The organism is Micromonospora sp. NPDC047620 (assembly GCF_043205005.1).
Taxonomy (GTDB): Bacteria; Actinomycetota; Actinomycetes; order Mycobacteriales; family Micromonosporaceae; genus Micromonospora.
In genome coordinates, this window is the sequence record NZ_JBIDDG010000131.1 from 1 (window position 1) to 1,278 (window position 1,278).

A 1,278-nucleotide genomic window follows, 5' to 3' on the forward strand; every position below is an offset into this window, starting at 1 on the left:
GCCGATGAGGGCACCCTGGACGATTGCTGGATCTGCTGCCATTTTCTCTTCCTGTTCTCCAACGTTGACCGATCGGTGAGCCGACCGGGACTGCCGTTCAGTGGTTTTCGTGCTCCAGCGTCATGGACTGGCTGAAGTAGAGGACGGTCAAAAGCGAGAAGATGAACGCCTGAATGGCGCCGACGAACAAGTCGAACAGCTTCCAGATGGCGTTGGGGCCCCACGCGATCCAGTACGGGAACAGCGCGATCACCGCGACCATGACGCCGCCGGCGAACATATTTCCGAACAATCGCAGCGACAGCGACAACGGCTTGGCGATCTCTTCGATGATGTTGATCAACACCATCGGCCCCCACCCCGTGTGGCCCTTCAGCAACTGTTTCACATGCGTCACCGGACCGCGGCGCCGGACACCCGCCGCGTGGTAGAAGACGAAGACGAACAATGCCAGGGCATAGACGAAATTGACATCGGAGGCCGGCGGGAAGATGAATTCGCCGCGGCCGTACTGCATAGGCAGCACCGATATCCAGTTCGACAGCAGGATGAAGGTGAAAAGCGTTACCGCCAGCGGCAATACGAACGGCGCGATACGCATTCCGATCGCGGACTCCACCTGCCCGCGCATCTGCACGGTGATGGTCTCGAAGAACAACTGCACGCCGTTCGGGACGCCCGAGGTGATCTTCATGCGAAGGAAGAGCGCCAGGGCGATGACTATCACCGCGGCGACCGCCGTCGAGAGGATGGTGTCGACGTTGAACGTCAATCCCCAGAGCTCGGTGGTGGCGTGGTGACCTACTTCGATCTTCGGCTCTTCATCGGCCAGGATCATCGTCGCGATAGTGCTGCTCATGACTGCTGACGGAGCCCTCTCCACTCGGGCACAACGGTATGCAAGACGAGGATCACCTGGAACAACGCGAGTCCGAAGAAGATGCCCACACCGTTCGGACGCGTCAGGAACGCCACGATGATCGCCAGTACGGTGACGATGATCAGCCGCGCGGCCGTCGACAAGGCCAGCGCCTGCTTATTCGGCGATTCCGAGCGGGTGATGCCGGTGACCGACCGCAATGTCAGTTGCGCGTTCAGCCAACCCAAACCCAGCCCGATACAGATGAAAACACCCAGCATCAACCGATCCAGTGGACCGGTCACCACCAAAGCCAGCACACCGAATGCGGCTACCATGTAGCTCGCACGGCGCAGCCGGAGTTTGTCGATACTCACTGCGACACCACCATCGCCGCCATCCCACCTCGTAGTAGGTCG

2 protein-coding genes are annotated in these 1,278 nt (G+C 60.2%); both read right to left on the reverse strand.

The features are described 5' to 3' along the window. Positions 1-97 precede the first annotated feature (97 nt). Entirely contained in the window at positions 98-838 is a 741-nt protein-coding gene (atpB, locus tag ACGF5C_RS34695) for a F0F1 ATP synthase subunit A (RefSeq protein WP_036524342.1), read from the reverse strand. Between the two features lie 17 nt (positions 839-855). Then, positions 856-1,278 (reverse strand): hypothetical protein (locus ACGF5C_RS34700; protein ID WP_393308638.1); only part of this gene is annotated, 423 nt, incomplete at its 5' end.